16 protein-coding genes are annotated in these 21,144 nt (G+C 61.9%); 8 read left to right on the top strand and 8 right to left on the bottom strand.

Translation table 11 applies throughout. From position 1 onward, the window contains the following. Positions 1-33 precede the first annotated feature (33 nt). From rodA to GOB82_RS03790, 7 genes are all read right to left on the bottom strand, one after another. Positions 34-1,191, bottom strand: a complete 1,158-nt coding sequence (rodA, locus tag GOB82_RS03820) for a rod shape-determining protein RodA (RefSeq protein ID WP_166119913.1) — start codon at positions 1,189-1,191, stop codon at positions 34-36. A 2-nt stretch (positions 1,192-1,193) separates the two neighbouring features. Then, positions 1,194-3,128: a penicillin-binding protein 2 gene (mrdA, locus tag GOB82_RS03815; RefSeq protein ID WP_166119911.1), complete on the bottom strand. Its 1,935-nt coding sequence runs from the start codon at positions 3,126-3,128 to the stop codon at positions 1,194-1,196. A 19-nt stretch (positions 3,129-3,147) separates the two neighbouring features. Then, entirely contained in the window at positions 3,148-3,714 is a 567-nt protein-coding gene (locus GOB82_RS03810; protein WP_242007179.1) for a rod shape-determining protein MreD, read from the bottom strand. Between the two features lie 12 nt (positions 3,715-3,726). Further along, entirely contained in the window at positions 3,727-4,632 is a 906-nt protein-coding gene (mreC, locus tag GOB82_RS03805; protein ID WP_166119908.1) for a rod shape-determining protein MreC, read from the bottom strand. A 172-nt stretch (positions 4,633-4,804) separates the two neighbouring features. Further along, positions 4,805-5,851: a rod shape-determining protein gene (locus GOB82_RS03800; RefSeq protein WP_166119905.1), complete on the bottom strand. Its 1,047-nt coding sequence runs from the start codon at positions 5,849-5,851 to the stop codon at positions 4,805-4,807. Between the two features lie 198 nt (positions 5,852-6,049). Then, complete coding sequence (locus GOB82_RS03795) at positions 6,050-7,639, bottom strand: 2-isopropylmalate synthase (RefSeq protein ID WP_166119902.1); 1,590 nt, start codon at positions 7,637-7,639, stop codon at positions 6,050-6,052. Positions 7,640-7,937: 298 nt separating this feature from the next. Then, complete coding sequence (locus GOB82_RS03790) at positions 7,938-8,984, bottom strand: COX15/CtaA family protein (protein ID WP_166120394.1); 1,047 nt, start codon at positions 8,982-8,984, stop codon at positions 7,938-7,940. A gap of 119 nt (positions 8,985-9,103) precedes the next feature. On the opposite strand from GOB82_RS03790, the gene GOB82_RS03785 reads away from it, so the two are divergent. The 8 genes from GOB82_RS03785 to GOB82_RS03750 all read left to right on the top strand — a co-directional run bounded on the left by GOB82_RS03785 (position 9,104) and on the right by GOB82_RS03750 (position 20,311). After that, positions 9,104-9,811: a TVP38/TMEM64 family protein gene (locus tag GOB82_RS03785; protein WP_166119900.1), complete on the top strand. Its 708-nt coding sequence runs from the start codon at positions 9,104-9,106 to the stop codon at positions 9,809-9,811. A 138-nt stretch (positions 9,812-9,949) separates the two neighbouring features. Then, positions 9,950-11,302, top strand: a complete 1,353-nt coding sequence (locus tag GOB82_RS03780; RefSeq protein WP_166119897.1) for a multidrug effflux MFS transporter — start codon at positions 9,950-9,952, stop codon at positions 11,300-11,302. Between the two features lie 75 nt (positions 11,303-11,377). Beyond that, positions 11,378-13,609, top strand: coding sequence for an ATP-binding protein (locus tag GOB82_RS03775; RefSeq protein WP_166119895.1), 2,232 nt, complete (start codon positions 11,378-11,380; stop codon positions 13,607-13,609). Between the two features lie 81 nt (positions 13,610-13,690). Further along, entirely contained in the window at positions 13,691-14,224 is a 534-nt protein-coding gene (locus GOB82_RS03770; RefSeq protein WP_166119892.1) for an adenine phosphoribosyltransferase, read from the top strand. 133 nt (positions 14,225-14,357) lie between these two features. Next, on the top strand, positions 14,358-16,616 hold the full coding sequence (locus GOB82_RS03765; protein WP_166119890.1) for an FUSC family protein: 2,259 nt from the start codon (positions 14,358-14,360) through the stop codon (positions 16,614-16,616). A gap of 114 nt (positions 16,617-16,730) precedes the next feature. Continuing rightward, positions 16,731-17,723 (top strand): quinolinate synthase NadA, encoded by a 993-nt coding sequence (gene nadA, locus GOB82_RS03760; RefSeq protein WP_166119887.1) that lies wholly within the window; start codon positions 16,731-16,733, stop codon positions 17,721-17,723. A 55-nt stretch (positions 17,724-17,778) separates the two neighbouring features. Further along, positions 17,779-18,636 (top strand): carboxylating nicotinate-nucleotide diphosphorylase, encoded by an 858-nt coding sequence (gene nadC / locus GOB82_RS03755; RefSeq protein WP_166119884.1) that lies wholly within the window; start codon positions 17,779-17,781, stop codon positions 18,634-18,636. Between the two features lie 433 nt (positions 18,637-19,069). Further along, positions 19,070-20,311 (top strand): glycerate kinase type-2 family protein, encoded by a 1,242-nt coding sequence (locus GOB82_RS03750; protein WP_242007196.1) that lies wholly within the window; start codon positions 19,070-19,072, stop codon positions 20,309-20,311. 55 nt (positions 20,312-20,366) lie between these two features. On the opposite strand, the gene GOB82_RS03745 is transcribed toward GOB82_RS03750, so the two are convergent. After that, positions 20,367-21,008, bottom strand: coding sequence for a uracil-DNA glycosylase family protein (locus GOB82_RS03745; RefSeq protein ID WP_166119879.1), 642 nt, complete (start codon positions 21,006-21,008; stop codon positions 20,367-20,369). Between the last annotated feature and the right edge of the window lie 136 nt (positions 21,009-21,144).

Genomic DNA, 21,144 nt, shown 5'->3' with positions numbered 1-21,144 from the left:
ACACCAGACAAATATATCTTTTGTTAATGTGGATCAGGGGTTGTCCGGATTTTCACTCTCTCCGAAGCGGGAGTCACGATGCACCCAGGTGGAGAGCAGCAGGCCAAACCCCAGCATGACATTCAGCAGGGCAGAACCGCCGTAGGACACCAGCGGCAGAGGCACCCCCCCCACCGGGATGGCCCCCATCACCATGGAGAGGTTGACCAGACAATAGAGGAAGAAGTTCATGCTGATGCCAAGGGCCAGCAGCCGCCCGAAGCGGTTCCGGCTGCGGATGGCCATGAGCATACCCCCCAGAACAAGCATCAGAAGCAGGCCAATGACCGTAATGGCCCCCACATACCCCCATTCTTCCGCAATCATGGTGAAGATGAAGTCAGTCTGCTTTTCCGGCAGGAAGTTCAGCTGCCCTTGTGAGCCGTGCAGGTAGCCCTGCCCCCACATCCCGCCGGAACCCAGCGCGATCTTGGACTGGATGATGTTGTAGCCCGCTCCCAGCGGGTCACTCTCCGGGTTGAGAAAGGTGGTGATTCGGGCGCGCTGGTAGTCATGCAGATGGGCGTAGGCAAATTTTGCCAGATACGGCACCGGCAGCAGCAGCAGGGCAATCAGCCACAGGCGCATGCCTGCGGCAAAAAACATGGACGCGCCAATACCGCCGATAATCACGGCGGTGCCCAGATTGGGTTCCTTGAGCACCAGAATAACCGGCAGCAGCACAAGGAAAGCCGGGGGCAGCAGCCAGAGCGGGTTGCCCATGCGCGCGTAGCTGATGCGGTGGAACCAGGAGGCCAGCACCAGCGCCAGCGCGACCTTGGCATATTCTGAGGGCTGGATTTGCAGCCCCCCGATAATCAGCCAGCGTTCGGCCCCTTTGCCCACATGGCCCATCCGCAACACGGCCACCAGAAGGATGATGGACACGACATAAAGTGGCCCCGAAATCCGGACCAGAATTTTGGGTGGCAGCATGGCCACCGTGATCATGAGCACCAGCCCCACCGCAAACCGTGCGGCCTGCGGGGCGGCGAACGGATAAGGCGCGCCGCCGCCTGCGGAATAGAGCGTGACATAGCCAATGCCTGCCAGCGTGCAGATCAGCAGCACGTAAAGCCAGCTGATGCGCCAGAGCTTGGAGAGCAGGCGGAAGCTTGGCTCGGCGCGTAAAAGGCGTTTGTGGAATTTCATGCTTAGTCAGGCGTGTCCGCTTCGGGCGTATCGGCGTCTGCCACACTTTCCGGGGGCGGGGTAAGGTGGTTTGCCGGGTCGCGCAGCAGCGTATCTGTCATGATATCACGCGCCAGAGGGGCGGCCGCATCCGCCCCGGTATTGCCGTGCTCAATCACAACAGACACAGCATACCGCGGCGCATCATAGGGTGCGAAGCAAATGAACAGCGCATGGGGGCGATATTCCCACGGCAGGTTTGCGGAATTGAAGTGCCCGCTCTCACGCAGGGCGCGGGACACGCGGCGGACCTGAGCGGAGCCGGTTTTACCCGCCATCATCACCCCCGGCAGGCCCAGCCGGGCCTTTGGGGCTGTGCCGTGCGGCTCATTCACCACGGCAAACATGCCCGAGCGCAGGGCGGCAAGATACTGCTCGGGCATATCCAGCGCGGGCCAGTGCTCCGGGGTGGCCTCGGGGCCGAGGTCACCATTCGTGGCCCGGATCAGATGCGGCTGCACGGCCCGGCCCGTGGCGAGGCGGGAGGTATAGGTGGCAAGCTGCAGCGGGGTGACCTGCACGAAGCCCTGCCCGATCCCGCTGACAATCGTGTCCCCCCCATTCCAGTGCTGGTGGTGTGACTGCCGCCATGCCGGGGTGGGGATCAGGCCGGTGCGGGTGTGCGGAAGCTCGATATCCAGAGGTGTGCCCAGCCCGAACGTGTGGGCGGTTTCGGCTATGCGGTCCATGCCGATCCGGCGGGCCATTTCATAGAAATAGACGTCACAGGAAAATTTGAGCGCCTGATGCAGGTCCACAGAGCCATGCCCCCAGCGGGACCAGCAGTGGAAGCGCGTCCCGCCCACATCCAGATGGCCGGGGCAGAAGACGCGGTCTGTTGGAGAGAACAGGCCGGATTGCAGCCCGGCCATGGCGACTGCGGGCTTGAAGGTGGAACCGGGCGGATAAACGCCCGCCACGGCCTTGTTGATCAGCGGTGTGCGTTCGTTATTGGTCCATTCGATCCACTGTGCGTGGCTGACGCCACTGTCAAACAGGGACGGATCGAATGAGGGCGTGCTGACCATGGCCAGCACCTCTCCGTTGCGGCAGTCCATCACCACGGCGGAGGCGGTCTGCTCCCCGATGCGGCCCAGAACCTTCTGCTGCAGGCCCCGGTCTATGGTCAGGCCGATTTCAGCACCGGGCACCCCTTCCACCCGGTTCAGTTCGGACATGACACGGCCTACGGAATTGACTTCCATTTCCACGGAGCCCGCTGTGCCGCGCAGTTTTTCATCCTGATTCTGCTCTATCCCGGCGCGGCCCACACGCATGCCCGGCAGGGCGAGCAGGGCGGAGCGGGCCACATCGCGCTCATTCGGCGGGGCGACATAGCCAATCAGATGCGCCAGCAGTTCCCCTTCCGGGTAGACGCGCCGGGTGCCGACATCAATCAGCACACCCGGCAGGGATGGCGCATTCAGTTCAATGCGCGCCATTTCATCCCAGGAGAGGAAATCGCGCAGCATGACGGGAACAAACCGGCGCTGATGCCGCATTTCTCGTGCGATACGGGCGCGGTCACGCTCATCGAGCGGAATGATGGTGGAAAACCGCTCAATGGTTCCGGCCACATCCGTGGTTTCTTCCGGCAGCAGCAGGGCGCGCCAGTTTTCCTTGTTGCTGGCCAGCGCCACGCCGTACCGGTCCACAATCCGGCCACGCGGCGGGGCCAGATACCGCTTGCTGATGCGGTTGCTGGCCGCCATCCGGGCGTAGCGGTCTCCATCCCTGATCTGGAGCTGATAGAGCCTGTGCGTCAGTTCCCCCAGCGCGCCAATCTGTACAGCCATGAACAGCAGCGCACGGCGTGTAAAAACGCCGCGGCCCGGATCTTTCTGGCTTTTGATGGGCATCAGGCGGTTGTTCTCCCGCCTGCGACGCCTCAGCCGCATGACATGCCTCCGGACAGCATCAGGGGTCTTCCTTTTCATCCATCCGGTGGAGCACCCATGAGAACATGGCGGAAAGGAGCGGATAGACACCGATGGCCAGAAGAGCCTCGAACAAAGCCGGGGCAATGTCCAGAAGATCCAGCCGGAAGAGGCAGGCCAGCCCCCATTGTAGCAGGCAGGCCGCAATGGCCACCAGCCCGAACACGCCCCACACCAGCAGAAAATTCAGGCGCATCAGGCCAAAGCGGGCATAAAATGCCACGCCATGTACCAACAGCAGGATAAACGCGCTGACCCCCAGCGGTGTGAACCCCACAAGATCCATGAACAGGCCCAGCAGGAAGACTGCAATTCCCGGCATGCCGCTCGGCCGCCAGAATGACCAGAAGAAAATGGTGGCCATCACAAGGGCGGGCAACAGTTCGGCAGACCCCGGAATGGTCAGGGGGGCCGAGAAAAAGATGATGATCAGCGCAATAAACACGGACGGCAGCAGCCGCCGTGCGCCGTGGTCAAGCCGCTGCCACAGGGTCTGGCGGGGGCGAAGTTCCGGCTCCCATGCACTCATGGAGGGATCTGGCATCATGATGGCGCGCCCTCAGCCCTGACCAAGCAGGGTTTTGAGCGGCAGTGTCGTGGATTTGTGCGGGTGGGCCAGCGGTACATGGCCGGGGGCTTCGGGTGGATCAATCAGGCCCTGCCCGAAATCGAACACACGCAGCAGGGGCAGGTGATCAAGCCGGGCGAAGGGCAGCACAACAGGCTGGCCGGGGTGCAGATAGTGCACCGTGCCAATCGGGAGCCCCGCGGGGAAAGCTCCGGCCTGATCGCTTGTCACGACTCGTTCACCTTCAACAGGGCGGGTTTCCTGTGCGTAATACATCAACCGGGGGAAGGCCGTATTATCGCCCCCCATAATGGCGGTAGCGTGGCTGGCTTCCAGCAGAACAGGCAGGCGGCTGGCAATATCGGTTATCAGCAGAATGCGGGAGGAATGGGCTCCGGTTTCTGTCACGCGGCCCGCCAGACCATTGGCCGCCAGCGCGACATTACCAACCTTCACGCCACTTTCCGTGCCGGCCACCAGCAGGACGGCGCGGGCGTAGATCCCCCCGCTGTCCGCCACCACACGGCCGGTGACAAAAGCGGGTGTGGGTTCGGGAATCCAGTGCAGGGCGGTTTTCAGCGCATCGTTCTCCCGTGTGAGGGAGACAGCCACATCATACCAGCGGCGCAGATTTTCATTTTCTGTCTGAAGCCGCGTGTTTTCGGAGGCCATGCGGCTGGCTTCCCGCAGGCTGGTGCTTACACCCTGCACATGGGTCTGCACCGAGGTTATCAGCCCCCACAGGGGGGCCAGGCCATCCGCCACGGTCATGCGGGCCTGATCGGCCAGCTTGCGGTCCGCCTGCCCGGCAATGAGAATGACGAGGGAGAGCAGGACCAGCAGCGGAAGCACCAGCTTGCCGAGCGCCTGACGCATCTGGATGGAGACGGGAATCATGACAGGCCCGCGGCCTTCAGGCGGTCAGTGCCTGTGTGTGCGTTCAGGGCCTGTCTGCGTCTTCTCCACATGAAGTGGCATGCATCCTTTTCGTCGGCTGGATTGATGTGTGTTGTTGTGTTCCTTCTCTCCGGGCGGAAGGAGTCTTAATTTTATGATAGAACCATGACAATTAATACATGGTTGTCAGAACATTCCGCAGGCGCTTCATTTCTTCCAGTGCCCGTCCGGTGCCCAGCGCCACGCAGGAAAGCGGGTCTTCCCCCACGGTTACGGGCAGGCCGGTGGCCAGACGCAGCACATCGTTCAAGCGGTACAGCAGGGCGCCGCCGCCTGTCAGCACAATGCCTTTATCCACAATATCGGCCGCCAGTTCCGGCGGTGTGTTTTCCAGAGCCGTGGTCACGGCGTCCACAATCTGGCTGACAGGCTCAAGAAGGCTTTCAGCAATCTGAGCCTGGGAAACCTGAACCTCACGCGGGACACCGTTAATCAGGTCACGCCCCTTCACATCCAGCCACGGGCCGGGGTCTTCCGGGTCATCCGGCATCATGGCGGAGCCGAGATTGATCTTGATCCGCTCGGCGGAGCTTTCCCCGATCAGCAGGTTATGGGTGCGGCGGATGTAGGAGATGATGGCTTCATCCATCTTGTCTCCCCCCACGCGCACGGAGCGGGCGTAAACAATACCGCCGAGGGAAATTACCGCGACTTCCGTGGTGCCGCCGCCAATATCAACAATCATGCTGCCCGAAGGCTCGGTGACCGGCAGGCCCGCCCCGATGGCCGCGGCCATGGGTTCCTCAATCAGGAAAACCCGGCGTGCGCCGGCACTTTCGGCACTTTCCTGAATGGCGCGGCGTTCGACAGCCGTGGAGCCGGAGGGTACGCAGACAATAATCTGCGGGCTGGTGAAGGCGCGGCGATTGTGAACCTTGCGGATGAAATGCTTGATCATTTCTTCCGCAACATCAAAATCGGCAATCACGCCATCACGCATCGGGCGGATGGCCGTGATGTTGCCCGGAGTCCGGCCAACCATCAGTTTGGCGTCTTCCCCCACCGCCAGAAGCTGCTTTTTACCCCGGACGTCGGCAATGGCCACCACGGACGGCTCATTGAGAACGATGCCGCGTCCTTTGACGTAGACGAGGGTATTGGCAGTACCCAGGTCGATAGCCATGTCGGCGGACATGAGACCGAGCAAACGAGAGAACATCCAGCACTCCTGGCTTGAGAAGGCATCGCGCGGGTCTGCAAGGCTGGCCCGCACATAACCGCACTCTGAAAATCAGCTTGTTATATGTGTGGCAGGGATTACCGGGCCGCAACCACCCAGACAAGGCCTTTAGGCAAGAAACTGCCTAAATTTATAAAGGGCCTGTCTGGTATAACAAAAGCGGTCCGTTAGCAGTTTCTAGACACCCAGCGCTTCCGGTTCCGCACGGGTGCGTTTGACCAGCAGTTTGTTCAGCGCATGCACATAAGCGCGCACGGCGGACACCACCGTATCCGCATCCGCGCCCTGGCCGTCCACCATTTTGCCGTCTTCTTCCAGTCGCACCGTGGTGCGGGCCTGCGCATCCGTTCCCTCGGTCACAGCCCCTACGGAGAACAGGGCCAGACGCGCCTCATGCGGGAAGGCGCTGCGCAGGGCGTTGAAGGCGGCATCCACCGGGCCGTTGCCGGTGGCGTCGGTTTCCACCGTTGCGCCATCAATCGTCAGGGAAAGAGTAACGGTGGAAGGCTTGCCAGAGCAGGATGTCAGGCTGAGGGAGCCGAAGCGGATGTGTTCGTTATCGCGCACTTCATCATCCACCAGAGCCACGATATCCTCATCGTAGACAGCCTTTTTCTTGTCGGCCAGATCCTTGAATCGGGCAAAGGCGTCATTCAGCTTGGCGTCGTCCAGATCTCCGTATCCCAGCGCCTTCAGCTTGTCGCGGAAGGCTGCACGGCCGGAATGCTTGCCCATGATCAGGGAGGAGCGAGTCCAGCCCACGCTTTCCGGTGTCATGATTTCATAGGTCGCGGCATTTTTCAGCACGCCATCCTGATGGATGCCGCTTTCATGGGCAAAGGCGTTCCGGCCCACAATGGCCTTGTTGGGCTGCACATCAAAACTGGTGATTGTGGCCAGCATGCGGGACACTTTCAGCAGGCTTTCCGTGTGGATGCCCGTGGTGAAGGGATACTGGTCATGCCGCGTGCGCAGCGCCATGACGATTTCTTCCAGAGCGGCATTCCCCGCCCGTTCGCCAATCCCGTTGATGGTGCATTCAATCTGGCGCGCCCCGCCGCGCACGGAGGCCAGCGTGTTGGCAACGCCCAGCCCGAGGTCATTATGGTTATGGGCCGAGAAAATGACCTGATCCGCCCCCGGTACCCGCGCCAGCAGCATGGAGAAGATGCGTTCCATGTCTTCCGGCGTGGCATAGCCCACGGTATCGGGAATATTGATGGTGGTGGCCCCGGCCTTGATCGCGGCTTCCACGCAGCGGCACAGGAAATCCGGTTCCGTGCGGGAGCCATCTTCAGCGGACCATTCCACATCGTCTGTCAGGTTCCGCGCGGCGGTATTCCCGGTGGTGATCAGGTCCAGAACCGTTTCGGGCTCCATCCGCAGCTTGTATTTCATGTGCAGCGGAGAGGTGGAGATAAAGTTGTGAATGCGCTTGCGCTCAGCCGGAGCCAGAGCCTCACCCGCCGCCGCAATATCCTTGGCACCCCCTGAGCGGGCCAGAGCGCAGATCACGGCCCCCTTGGTGTGCTGGGCAATCTGGTGAACGGACTCGAAATCCCCTTTGGAGGCAACGGGGAAGCCAGCCTCGATCACATCTACCCCCAGAGCGGCGAGAGCCTCGGCCATGCGCAGCTTTTCCGCCAGATTCATGGAAAAGCCGGGAGACTGCTCACCGTCGCGCAGGGTGGTGTCAAAAATAATGACACGGTCTGCAGGCATACGGCCAAAGGAGGGATGCGTGATGGTGGGAGAACTGGCTGACATCAGAAGTGTCCTTGAATTTCGGTCTTGTCCGGGGTCTGGCATACGGCTCAGGCATGCCGGTATCCGCAGGGCGGATACGGAAGCGCATTCATCTTTCCCCTAAGCGCGACGGCACAGAGCCGCCCGGATCGCTCAGGGGCAGATTAGTCGAAGGAGAAGGTCCAGACGTGTGGCCACGCCGCCCGCTTGTGCCGCTTTACGGCACAGCAGAGACTCGGACGTGAACCAGACGGAATTCATGGCAGCGAGAATACAGGCGGATTCTGTAAAAGCAACTCTTTAAAAAGCCGTTTGAAGATCAGCCGACACGCTGCCCGCGCAGGCAGTGCAGCGTGTAGAGCATGACTCCCAGCAGGACGGCGGCAAAGGTCTGATGCACCGCACCAGCCCAGACCGGCACAACCAGCAGAAGGGTGGTGACCCCCAGCGCATACTGGATGAGCACCGCCCAGCCCAGCAGCATGATGGCATTGTGCGCCCGGCTGCCAAGATTTGCGCTGCGCAGGCCAGCCAGCAGCACAGCGCCAATGCTCAAGGCTGTCAGGGTGGCCAGCAGGCGGTGGTCAAACTGGATGGCGGCCTTGTTCTCCACCAGATTCATCCAGAAGGGGGAAAGGCGGGCATAGTCTGCCGGAATCAGGGAGCCATCCATCAGCGGAAAGGTGTTGTAGACAAACCCGGCATGCGTTCCCGCCGTGAACCCGCCTGCGACAATGGTGATACAGATCAGGCAGAGTGCGAGCCAGACCAGCCGCTTTGTCAGCCTGCCACCGGGGGAGGGGGCGACCGGCTGCGGGGTGGGCCAGCGGATGGAAAGGGCTGTCCACAGAATGGCGAGGTACAGGGCAAGGGCGGCACTCAGATGCAGCACCAGTCGCACCGGTTCCACTGCCGTGCTGTCTGGCCGGAAGCCTGATGCCACCATGAACCAGCCAATCGCGCCCTGCATGGCTCCCAGAATGAAAAACACAAACAGGCGCACGGCCAGCGCACGGTTTATCATCCCCCGGAGGGTAAACCAGATGAGCGGCAGCAGCAGCACAAGGCCCATCAGGCGGCCCCAGAAGCGGTGAATCCACTCGGCCCAGAAAATTTTCTGGAAGCCTTCCAGCCCGAATCCTTCATGCTGAAGGTGATATTGCGGGATGGTTTGATACAGCGCGAACAGCCGCTCCCATTCTGCGTGGGAGAGTGGCGGGATAAAGCCGCTCACAGGCTGCCAGTCCATAATGGAAAGACCCGAGCCCGTCAGCCGCGTGACGCCGCCAATGGCAATCATGCCCAGCAGCATGAAGCACAGCAGGAACAGCCAGCTTGAAATCAGGCAGCGATGGTTGGGGGCCATATCGGCATAACGCGGGAGAGAGGAGGACATAGCACTCTTTTGCCCTGAGTTGTGTCTGGTAGCACGGGGTTTAAACCGTGCTTGCGGGTGGCGGCAAGAAGGTGGTACCAGCCGGGAGGATGGAACAGACAAATCCCTCCGCCGCGCAGCCTGTTTTGCGGTTTTTGCGCCCGGCGCTGATGTTGGCCCTTCTTGTGGCGGGGGCCGTGGCGCTGCGTGCCATCCCGGGCCTGCGGCATATGATGGACAGTACGGCTTTGCTGCGTGACGGAGCATGGGGCCGTATGGTATTTCTGGCAGGGGCCTCGGTCTGGTGTGCGTTCGGGTTGCCCCGGCAGGCCGCGGGTTTTGCGGCAGGTCTGGCCTACGGCGCGCTTGAGGGCATTGTGCTGATTACCGCAGCTTCTACCGCTGGGTGTGTCGCAGGGTTTTTCTGGGCGCGGTGGGGTGGCCGCCAATGGGCTCAGGCCCGGCTTGGCGCGCGCTTTGCCCGGTTGGATGCCATGCTGAGCCGTCAGCCGTTTCTGAGTATTCTTACACTGCGCCTGTTGCCGGTCGGGTCGGCCCTGTTGCTCAACCTGCTGGGTGGGGTGTCTGGCATGGATGTTCTGCCTTTCACGGCGGCAACGCTGCTGGGGGGGCTGCCGCAGAATGTGGTGGCGGTGCTGCTGGGGGCCGGGGTGCGGGTGGACGCGCTCTGGCAGTTCCTGCTTGGCGGTGCCCTGTTTGCCGCCTCTGGCGTTCTGGGTCTGTGGTTGCTCCGCCGGGCGCAGGTGGCCCGTATGATGCAGGATGAGGCAGACCGCACGGGGCTGCCTGACGCATAGGAGCCTTTCCGCCGCTATTGCATCACAGAGATGCTGTATTTCTGTATTTCTTTGTTTCTGTTCCTGCCCCTGTTTTTGTCCAGCGATGGTGCAGTTCGGTTTTTACGTGCCCCCTCTTCTTTTTTTCGGAGCGCTGCGATGGCGTCTGCCACCGTTTCACGAGAGCATGGGTCTCCCGTCTTCCCGCAGGGTGTGCCTGTCTGGCTGCCTCTCCTGCTGGGGTTTCTGACAGCGGTAGGACCCATTTCCACAGATATCTATCTGCCTGCTTTCCCGGCCATGGAGCAGTCCCTGCACACCAGTGCGGGCTCTGTGCAGATGACCTTGTCCATCTGGTTTGTGGGGCTGGCGATCGGGCAGATCACCATGGGCCCCCTGGCGGACCGGTACGGGCGGCGTGGCCCCATGCTGGCGGGGAATCTGATTTACAGCCTGGCCTCTATAGTGTGTGCCGTTGCACCGGATATTGCCACCTTTTCCGTGGCGCGGTTTGTGGCGTCCGTCGGGGCGTCCGCCAGTCTGGTGATTCCCACCGCCTGCGTGCGCGATATTGTGCCAGACCGGAATGCCGGAGCCAGAATGCTCTCCCAGCTTGTCATGGTGATGGGAGTCGTCCCCATTCTCGCACCCATGCTGGGGGGGCTGGTGGTGGCCGTGGCCTCCTGGCGTGTCATTTTCTGGGCATCTGCGGTGTATGGGCTGCTGTGCGTGGCACTGGTGCTGTGGGTGCTGCCTGAAACCCTGCCGTATCAGAAGCGGGTCTCGCTTTCTCCCATGACGCTCGTCACGCGCTATATCACGCTGCTGCGGGATCGCTCCTTCAGCTCTCATGCGCTGATCACGGGTTTTTCCACCTTCATGCAGTTCAGTTACCTGACGGCGGCCTCCTTCGTGTTCATCAAGATTTTCGGGTTCACGCCGTTCCGGTTTTCCATGCTGTTTGGCGCGTTTTCCGTTTTCATGATCGGGGCCTCACAGTTGAACGGCGCGCTGGTGGGGCGGGTCGACTCGGCACGGCTGCTGCTTGCGGCGGTATGGGTGGCCGTGGTCGGAGGGGCTCTGGTGGTGGGTGTCAGCCTCTGGGGTGAGTGGTATGCAGGGGCGGAATGGCGCAGGCATTACGAAGTGTGGTTGCTTATTGCGACAATGGTGCTCACCCTCGCCCCCACGGGCGTGATTTTCCCCAACGGGATGATGGGCGCTCTGGCGGATCACCCCAGTCTGGCGGGGGCGGCGGCGGCGCTGGCGGGAACCATGCAGTATAGTCTTGGCGCGCTGGCCGGGGTGGTGCTGGGGCTGTTCCCCACAACATCGGCCCTGCCTATGGCGGGCTGCATGTTTTTGGGTACAGTCCTGATGCTGGTAATGTGTGCGTTCAGGCCTGGTGTTCCGGGTGGCGCGGCGCAGGCAGCCACTCAGTCAGCATCTCCAGCCAACCTTCAGGCGGCCCCTCCGGCTTCTACCGGGGCTGCTCTGGGGCAGACAGACTGAGGCAGGACGGGTAAGGCAGGTTCAGGGGTATACAGTGCCCCGGCGCTGTACAGTGTGAGACGGAGCGAGAACGGCATGGCACGGCATCCCGCAAGACGGGCCCATATTCTGGCGCTGATTGGTGCCGGTCTGCTGATTGTGACCTTCGGGACAATGGGGATCGAGCTTGGGAACGAAATGGCCCGCCATGGCGATCTGGACCGCCAGAGCACCGCTGCGGGCAGCTACCTGCGAAACCTGCATCATGCCACCAGTGAGGCCCAGATCTGCCATTATGCGTGGCTGGCCAAAGGGCAGGAGCGGGACCAGACCTGTTACGAGCGCGCCATAGTCCAGCTCGGGGTGGCCCGGAAAGACTTTGCAGCCTTCAAGGCCCTGCAACTGCGTGAGGGCGGCGGACGTGCCGAACCTCTGAGCGCGGTGGAGGAAGGGCTGGCGGAGGTGGCGGGCTGGCACACCGCTGGTGGGGCCATGCCGGATGGTGGGGAGCAGGTGCTGGCGGGGCTTGATAATAACCTCTCCGTGCTCAGCCGTGTCAGCACGCTGGATCAGGCGGACCGTGTGGCCAACATGCTGCGCAATACAAGCTGGCAGCGGCGGCTTGGCCTTCTGGGGATTCTGACGGGTGTGCTGAGCCTGATTTCCGCAGGCTGGGTTCTGGACCGTTCTTCTCTGGCGGCGGCCCGGGCGGAGGCATCCTCGCGTGATCTGGCGCTGCGTCTGCGCGCCACGCTGGACAGTCTGAGCCTGGGTGTTGCGGTGTTTGGCGCGGATGGTCGCCTGTGGCACTGGAATGAGCCATTGCGCACCGTGCTGGGTCTGGAAAAGGATTTCCTGAGGCTCGGCCTTTCCTATGAAGATCTCAGCGCGGTTCTGGTGGTGGGGGGGGCGCCCCTGCTGGAGCCGTTTGAACATATTGAAGCCAGCCTTCTGCGGGGCGAGCAGGCCGCCCCGGTTGTGGTGGAATGCAACGGCATTAACGGCGCGGATCTGGAACTGTGTCGCACGCTGTTTTTCGCGCCGGACGGCGCGGCGGAGCGCCGTGGGTTCGTGCTGACAGCGGCGGACATCACCCTGCGCCTGCGCAGTGAGCGAGCTCTGGGCGAGGCGCAGAAGCTGCGTGCGCTCGGGCAGCTCACGGCGGGCATTGCGCATGATTTCAAAAACCTGCTCACCGTTATTCTGGGCAATCTGGAACTGGCGGCGGATCATGACCAGCCGGAACATGTGGAGCAGCGGCAGGAATATCTCTCCGCCGCGACACATGCCGGGCGGCGCTCTGAAGCGCTGACAGGCCAGTTGCTCTCCTTCATGCGGCGGCAGAGTTCCGCGCCGGATTCCCTCTCCCTGTCAGACCTGTTCTCATTCCTGAGTGGCCTGCTGGGGCGGATTATCGGGCCGCGTGTTGTGGTGGAATGCGGGGATGTCTCGGGCGTGTGGTCCGTGCGGGCAGACCCGGCCCAGCTTGAAAGCGCGGTGCTGAATCTGGCCATCAATGCGCGGGATGCCATGCCTGCGGGCGGCTGCCTGCGGATTGCGGCGCGCAATGTCACCTTCTCCGTCAATGCGGACCTCATGAGCCTGCCGGTGGAGGAAGGCCGTAACAGGCGCGTGGTGTCAGACCCCACGCCGCTTGCGGCGGGGGACTGGGTGCGGCTGGATGTGATTGATAGCGGCAGCGGCATGACGGATGAGGTGCTGGCCCATCTGTTTGAACCGTTTTTCACCACCAAGGGGGAAGGCGCAGGCACGGGGCTGGGCATGGCAATGGTCATGGCCTTTTCCCAGCAGGTACGCGGGCGCGTTGTGGTGGCTACCGGTGCGTCACACGGGACGGAGGTTTCCCTCTGGCTGCCGCGGGCCGTGGCGGATGTGAAGGAAGTTGTTCTGCCGCAATGCCCGCCAGTGGCGCAGATGCAGGGGCGACAGATGCAGGTTCTTGTTGTGGAGGATGATGCCGCCATCCGGGATATTGTTGTGACAATCCTGAGCATGGCCGGACACCGGGTGCTGGAAGCCGGAGATGGTGAACACGCCTTTGATGTTGCCGCGGCCGCCAAGGGGCGGATTGACCTGCTGGTTACGGATATCCAGCTCCCCGGCCCGCTGGATGGCCTCACCCTCTCCCGCGTGCTGGCCGGGCGGGATTCCGGCCTGGCCGTGGTCTATATGTCTGGTGAGCTGACACCGGACAGCCCCCCGCCCCCCGGTGCGCTGGAGGGTGCCCGGCTGCTGGCCAAACCGTTCCGGCGGGATGGGCTGATGCAGGCTGTCACGGCGGCCCTGAGCGCGCGGGCGGGGGTCTGAGCTTTTTCTTCTCTCTTGCAGAAGGGGGAGGGGCAGGCTAGAGCGTGTGCCGCAAAACATCGGAAAGGATCATCGCGGGCCATGACGCAGCACGAGGCTATAGACCTGAAGCGTTATATCCGGAATATCCCGGATTTTCCGAAACCGGGTATTTTGTTTTACGATATTTCCACGCTGATGCGTGAGCCGGATGCCTGGCAGATTGCCATGGGCCGTCTGGCCCGGCAGATTGCTGCGTGGGAGCCGGATATGCTGGCCGCCGTGGAATCCCGCGGGTTTCTGACAGCAGCGCCGCTGGCGGACCGTCTGGGCTGTGGCATGCTGATGCTGCGCAAGCCGGGCAAGCTGCCGGGCGCGACCATTTCCCACACTTACGATCTGGAATATGGCAGTGATACACTGCAAATTCAGGCTGACGCCGTCAAACCCGGCCAGCGCGTGGTGGTGATGGATGACCTGCTGGCAACGGGCGGCACGCTTTCCGCGTCTGTCACGCTGCTGCAGAAGGCCGGGGCCAATGTTGTCGGGGCGTCTGTTCTGGTGGAACTGACCGGCCTTGGCGGGCGTGCAAAAGTGAATGCGCCCGTCAAAACCCTTCTATCTTACGACGAATAACACTTATAGGTCCGCTTAGCCTGTCTGAGGGGCATAGCGGACATAGTCAGGTGTAAGTACAGTTTCATACTGCCTTGCGTTATGAAGGCAGTATGTCCGGCTTTCCCGAAAAATATGCCCGTCAGGGTGCTGCATGAAGCGTGCGGCAGCCTTCCCGGACCAGCTCTGGCAGGCGTTTGCCCACAGGGTGCGCCAGCTTCTGGCCGTGGCCGGGTCTGCCATCAGGCAGGCGTCCTCCGGGCCGCCGCGTCGGCTTGACCATTTCCGCTGGCTCTTCGCCCCGGATCTCCTGTCTTTCGGTTATGCGCTGCGCACGACAGTCTCCGCGCTGATCGCGCTCGGTATCGCGCTGTGGTGGGAGCTTGGCAGCCCGCAATGGGCCGCGCTGACAGTCTGGATGGTGGCGCAGGGGACGCGGGGCAAGTCCATTGCCAAGGCGCGCTGGCATATGTTCGGCATGGTGGTGGGCACGCTCTGCGCCATCCTGCTGGTGGCGTGCATGCCGCAGGCCCCGCTTTTGTATCTGTTCTGTCTGGCCGGGGGGATCGGGGCGTTCTGCTTTATCGGAACATTGCTGCCCGGCCCCGCGGCCATGACCAATTACCGTATTCACGGCATGCGGGCCTCGGGCTTTACATACGCCATTATCGCGCTGGATGGCGTGCTGGCCCCCGACCATATTTTTGAAATTGCCATGGCGCGCGCCACATACATCACGCTGGGCATTGTGGTGGAAACCACCATTTCCTCCCTGTTTCAGTATCAGCTTGAAAACCGGGCCAGAAACCGGCTGGCGAGCAATTTTGTGCAGGCGCTTGGCGGGGTGACGCGCACGCTAAGCCGTCTGCTGCAAGGGGAGCAGCGCTCGGTTTCCACCTCTCCAGAGGTGTTTTCCACCATTCTGGCGCTGAGTGATCAGGTTGAGTTTGCCGAAATCGAGATGGGCAAACACAAGCACGAAGGGGACCACGCCCGCGCGGCCCTTGCGGCCATGACAGTCCTGATGTCGCGCGGGCTTGATCTGGCCGCCCTGTTGCAGGTGCCGGACAGTACGGGCGGCCACTATCGGGAAACGGCCTCCGGCATCAGCCATTTTCTGCAAACCCTTCCGGTCCGGCTGGAAGGGGGGCAGCCCACGGCTCCGGTCATGCGGGATCTGGATGCGCTGTGCGCTACCTGCCGGCAACAGGCCGCCACCTGTCTGGAAGAGGAAATGGTGGCGGCCACGCACCCGCCGGTGGACCTTGAGCAGGAGCGGGTTATCTCCCGGCAGGGGCAGCTTCTGCACAAGCTGGGTGAAATGATGGATGAGCTGCGGCTGGCGCTGGAGCAGTTCGACATGAGCCGTGCGCCGCGCCTGCATGACCATTTCCGCTATGCCATGCGCTCGTATCGGGACTGGCGGATGGCGTTCACCAACAGCTTGCGGGCGTCTGTCACCATCTTCTGTGCGGGGCTGGTCTGGGTGGCCACGGGCTGGCCGGATGGCCTGACATTCATGATGTTTGTCGCCATTGTCTGCGCGTTGTTTTCCACGCTGGAGCAGCCAGCGCTGGCCACAAAGGCCTTTCTGCACGGCACGGTGTGTGTCATCGGCATGTGCGGCCTGCTGGACCTGTGGGTTCTGGCCCGGCCCACCACGTATGAAATGCTCGCCCTGTGCCTTTCCATACCCATGCTGGTGGGCGGGCTGGCGTTTGCCTACGGGCCACTGGTGCTGGCGGCGGTGGCCTATAACCTGTTTCTGCCCATTCTGGTGGGGCCGCTCAATCAGGGCCGGATGGATGAAATCTTGTATTTCAACACGAGCCTGCCGCTCCTGCTGGCCATGGTGTTCGCCATGTGGATGTATCGGGTTTTCCTGCCGTTTGATCCTGATGGCATGCGGTGGGATGCCCGGACGAGCATCCTGCACGGGCTGCGGCGGCTGGCCCGCCAGCGTGCGCCGGAGCGGCCTGCCGAAGTTGTGGGCCGGAGTGTGGAGTGGTTTGTGCGCCTGTCCACCATGGCGGCGGACGGGAACACCTTCGTGCTTAACCGCTATCTGGGCGGCGTGCTCTCCGGCATGACCATCGGGCTGAACGTGCTGCGGCTGCGGAGTATTCTGGCGCAGGGTGTGCTGCCCGCGGGCGCGCATCGTGCCACGCAGGCCATGATGAACCGGATGCAGCGTTTTACAGGCCGCTATGGCGGGCAGTATGGGCGCACGGCCCGCGCAACGCGGCTGGCGGTGCGCTATCTGGTGCAGTGTGAGCAGGTGGAAACCAACCTCTCCGTGCGGGTGGAGATGCTGCGGGCTCTGGCCAGCCTGCGGGTGATTGAAACCGAACTGGAGCAGAACCGGGAGTTCTTCGATGCGTCTACCCCCTATCTGGACAAGGCGTTTTCCTGAGAGTGTTTTGACTCTTGCAGCCGCAGCGGGCATGGAAAGGTCTCATTTCGGCGGTCCAGTGCGCCTCCGTAAAGAGATGTGCCGGCCCCTTTCTGTTCAGACGGATACTTCAAGATGACCGCGTCCCCCAAGATGTCATTCTGGCAAGAGCAGGCAGATAGCCTGTACCCCCGTGTAAGCCATGTTATTCCTGCCATGGAATGGCCCGCTTTTTCTGAAGATATCGCGGCTATTCTGGCGCTTAAAGAAAAGCACAATGCGGTTATTCTGGCGCATAACTACCAGACGCCGGAAATCTTCCATTGCGTGGCCGATGTGACAGGAGATTCCCTTGCCCTGGCGCGTAAGGCGCAGGAAGTGGAAGCCGATGTGATTGTCATGGCAGGCGTGGCCTTCATGGCAGAGACGGCAAAACTGCTGAACCCGTCCCGCAAGGTGCTGCTGCCGTCCGTTGAGGCAGGCTGCTCTCTGGCGGATTCCATCACGGCGGCGGATGTGCGGCTCATGCGCGCCCGCTACCCCGGCGTGCCGGTGGTAACGTATGTGAACACCTCAGCCGATGTGAAGGCGGAAAGCGATATCTGCTGCACATCCGGCAATGCCCGCAAGGTGATTGAAAGCCTTGGCGTGGATGAAGTGATCATGATCCCGGATGAGTTCCTTGCGCAGAACGTGGCGAATGAGACCGGCGTGAAAATCATCACCTGGAAAGGGCACTGCGAGGTGCATGAACGCTTCACGCCGGAGGAAATCCGCCAGTGGCGCGCGGCGTGGCCGGGCCTTGTGGTGCTGGCCCACCCGGAATGCCCGCCCGAAGTGGTGGCGGAAGCAGATTTCTCGGGCTCAACCGCCGGGATGTCGGAGTTTGTGGCTTCGGGCAAAGCCGGGCGCGTGCTGCTGGTTACGGAATGCTCCATGAGCGACAATCTGGCTGTGGAGCATCCCGAGGTGGAGTTCGTGCGGCCATGCAACCTCTGCCCGCACATGAAGCACATCACGCTGCCCGCCATCCGCAGAGCGCTGGAGCAGATGGAGGTTGAGGTCACGGTGGATGCCAGCGTGGCAGACCGTGCCCGGCTCTCCATCGAGCGGATGCTGGCGGTCTGAGTCCCCTGCCTGAGCACGCGTAACGCCTTGGTTTCTTCAGAGAACAGGATTTCTCATGCTGCCTGCCTTGCCTGATATCATGCTGGAACCGCTGGTGCGGGCCGGATTGCTGGAAGACCTTGGGCGTGGGGGAGACCTCACGACCAATGCCGTGCTGAACGGGGGCGAGCGCGTGCGTGTTTCCCTGCGCAGCCGGGAGAAGGGCGTTCTGGCCGGGCTGGATCTGGCCAGGCTTTCCTTTCACCTGATGGACCCCTCCCTGCGGTTTGAGCGCCTGAAGGAAGAAGGGGCGGCTCTGGAGCCCGGAGATGTGGTGGCCGTGGTGGAAGGCTCTGCGCGGTCCATCCTGACGGGGGAGCGGGTAGGGCTGAATTTCCTGTCTCACCTGAGCGGCATTGCCACGGCAACGGCCGAGATTGTGCACAGCATGGCAGGCACAAAAGCGCGGCTGGCCTGCACGCGCAAAACGCTGCCCGGCCTGCGGGCGGTGCAGAAATATGCCGTGCGGGCCGGCGGGGGCGTCAGCCACCGTATGGGGCTGGATGACGCGATCCTGATCAAGGACAACCATATTGCTCTGGTGGGCAGCGTGCGGGAAGCGATTGCACGGGCGCGGCAGGCTGCGGGCCATATGGTGAAAATTGAGGTTGAGGTGGACACACCGGAGCAGTTGCAGGAGCTTCTGGCCGGGGAACGGGTGGATGCTGTGCTGCTGGACAACATGCCCGTGCCCGTGCTGCGCACCTGTGTTGAGATGATTGATGGCCGCCTGCTGGCAGAAGCCTCGGGTGGCATCACGCCGCAGACTGCGCCCGCCATTGCCCGGACAGGGGTTGACCTTCTGTCTGTCGGCTGGCTGACACATTCTGTCAAAGCCCTTGATTTCGGGCTGGATTTTGAAAAAGCGCTCTGAACGTCCGGTTGCGTTGTTGCGTTTTCTCTCGTTACTGACATCCGCAAAGCCGAACCAGAGCAGGTGGCAGAGCGTGTGACAGAACGGGGGCAGAGCCGGATAGCGGGCTGAACCGGGGTTTATACATCAGGCTAGTGCCTTGTCTCCCCGGTACCCTGCCCTCTTGGCGCTCTGTCTCCCGGTGTGGTGTGTCACAGACAAATGAATACCGGGATGTACTCATTTTCATGCAGGATATGCCACCCTTGGGGCGGTTTTTGCGTTAGCGCGCAAAAGCTGTGATTCTGCATGCCCAGAGTTCATTACCTGAACAGTCTGGGTGGTGCTCAAGATAAATTAAGGGGGAACCCCGATGCCAGACCAGTCTCCCACTGCTGTATCCTGCCCCGAAGAAGGCTGGTCAGAAACCCGCGTACGGGCGTTCCTGCGCGAGATGTTTGATGCGGCTGTGGCGAGTGCGAGCCCGTTCCATGTTCTGGCGCAGTTTCTGCCGGAAAAGCCCAAAGGGCGTTGTGTGGTGGTGGGGGCGGGCAAGGCTGCGGCCTCCATGGCTGCGGCGCTGGAGGCCGCATGGCCGGATGTCCCGCTGGAAGGGGTGGTGGTCACGCGAGATGACCATGCCATGCCCACCCGCTCCATTCTCGTTCTGGAAGCCTCGCATCCGGTGCCTGATGAACGAAGCGAGCAGGCTGCGCGGAAGATCCTGCAGGCCGTGCAGGGGCTGGGCGCGGATGATCTGGTGATTGCCCTGATTTCAGGGGGAGGCTCCGCCCTTCTGGCGCTCCCAGCCGAAGGAATTACGCTGGGTGAGAAAAAGCAGATTGCCCGCCAACTCCTGCACTCGGGCGCGACCATTGCGGAAATGAACACGGTGCGTCGTCACCTTTCGGCCATCAAGGGCGGCAGGCTGGCGCAGGCGGCGTACCCCGCACGTGTTGTGTCGCTGATTATCAGCGATGTGCCGGGGGATTCCCCGGCCGTTATCGCCAGCGGCCCGACCGTGAGGGATGATACCACAGCGCTGGATGCCCTGCGGATTATCCACAAATATGATCTCACCCTGCCCCCTGCGGCTGAGGCGCTCCTGAAGCGGGAGGCAGATCAGAGCAGAACCGCCCCGCCCCCAATGGCTGAGGGCAACAGCGTGACCATGATTGCAACGCCGTTTTTCGCACTGGGGGCCGCTGCGGAGGTTGCCCGCCGTGCGGGTGTGACACCCGTTATTCTGGGAGATGCGCTGGAAGGGGAAAGCAGTGCGGCGGGTACCCTGTTTGCCGGGATTGCGCGCTCGGTCAAACAGCATGGTCAGCCCGTGAAGGCTCCGGCGGTGCTGCTGAGCGGTGGCGAAACAACAGTGACAATCAGGCCCGGCGAAAAACCGGGCAAAGGTGGCCGCAATACGGAATTTCTGCTGTCCTGCGCTCTAAGTCTTGCGGGTGAGGCGGGAATCTGGGCCGTGGCGGGAGACAGTGATGGGATTGATGGCACGGAAGATGCCGCCGGTGCCATGATCGGCCCGCAAACGCTTGAGCGCGGTGCGAAGCTTGGTATGAGCGTGGAAGATTTTCTGAAACGGCACGACAGTTACAGTTATTTCAAGAAGCTTGATGATCTGGTCATGACCGGACCAACTCTGACCAATGTCAATGACATTCGTCTGATTCTGGTTCTGTAGGAGTTCGTGAAAACACTCTGAAATTCTGAATATCAGAGTGTTTTCAAAAGGATTTTCAGTCTTCCAGTGCCGATTTGACAGCTTCCCGCAGGGCCGGAATTACATCTTCCTGAAACTGGGGTGTTTTCCGCTCCCATGCTTCCGTGCGCCATGAGGGGTGCGGGAGCGGAAAATCTCTGGGAAGATAAGACCGGAAATCCAAGACCCGTTCAAAAACCTTCCCTTTTCCTAATGCATAATTCTGGGCGTAAGACCCCACAAGCAAGGTCAGTCGCAGGTTGGGCAGGAAGGAGAGAATGCGTTCCCGCCAGAGGGCTGCGCATTCCGGTGGGGGTGGCCTGTCTCCCCCTTTTGGCAAAACACCCGGATAGCACAGGGCCATGGGCACAATGGCAATACGCTCTGTATCGTAAAAAACATCCGGGCTCATGGCCAGCCATGAGCGCAGACGTTCACCCGAGGCATCATTAAACGGAATCCCGGTATTATGGACACGGGTTCCGGGGGCTTGACCGGCAATCAGCAGCCGGGCGCGGGGGGAGAGGCGCACAACGGGGCGTGGTCCAAGCGGCAGTTTGTGCGCGCAGGCCCGGCAGCCCTTCAGCTCTTCCAGAAAGTGCGCAAGCGCCTCATCCTGCTGCTCTGTAGTGCTGTTTTCCTGAAAGCAGGAAGGCTGTCGGGAGAAAAGGGATGTCATGCCTCAAGATATGTGGCGGGAGCGGCATGCCTGCAATATGCGCCCGCCCAAAAGGGGGGGCATAAAAAAACACCGCGATGTTGCCATCGCGGTGTTTCGGACCTGCTCCCCTGAAGGAGCAGGGTGGGAAAGAAGC

This window comes from Acetobacter farinalis, assembly GCF_011516935.1.
GTDB classification, from domain to species: Bacteria; Pseudomonadota; Alphaproteobacteria; order Acetobacterales; family Acetobacteraceae; genus Acetobacter; species Acetobacter farinalis.
The sequence above is the reverse complement of the archived record's forward strand: the minus strand, read 5'-3'. Positions and strand labels throughout refer to the sequence as shown.